The organism is Romboutsia sp. 13368, assembly GCF_018336475.1.
Lineage (GTDB): Bacteria > Bacillota > Clostridia > Peptostreptococcales > Peptostreptococcaceae > Romboutsia.
Window position 1 is genome coordinate 709,404 of the sequence record NZ_CP048741.1, and the last position, 266, is coordinate 709,669.

Here is a 266-nt window from a genome sequence, read left to right on the forward strand (position 1 = left end):
TTATTAGTTGATGCAAAAACTAAAAAGATTTATTCATATAAATCAGTAGATAAGGATTATAACTCAACTTATAGTGATGGATACTTTAAGATACTATCTAATGGGGAATTTAGATTTGCAGTAAGTGAAGGTGAGTGTATATTCCAATTARAAAATAAATTAAAAGAAAATAATGAATCTNNNTTATAGAAAATAAGGTTAAAAGTAATATGATTGTAAAAACAAATAAAAAGAATATATCTAAGATAATAGGTAATAAAAAAAGT

Annotated in this window: 1 protein-coding gene (only partly in view); it reads left to right on the plus strand. The window is 21.4% G+C overall.

Going from position 1 to position 266, the window contains the following annotated elements; translation table 11 throughout:
• Positions 1-209: 209 nt before the first annotated feature.
• The coding region annotated (locus G3997_RS02805) for a UxaA family hydrolase (protein ID WP_296647756.1) crosses the window boundary (this coding region is incomplete at its 3' end): on the plus strand, positions 210-266 show 57 of its 245 nt. 188 nt of the annotated region lie beyond the right edge of the window.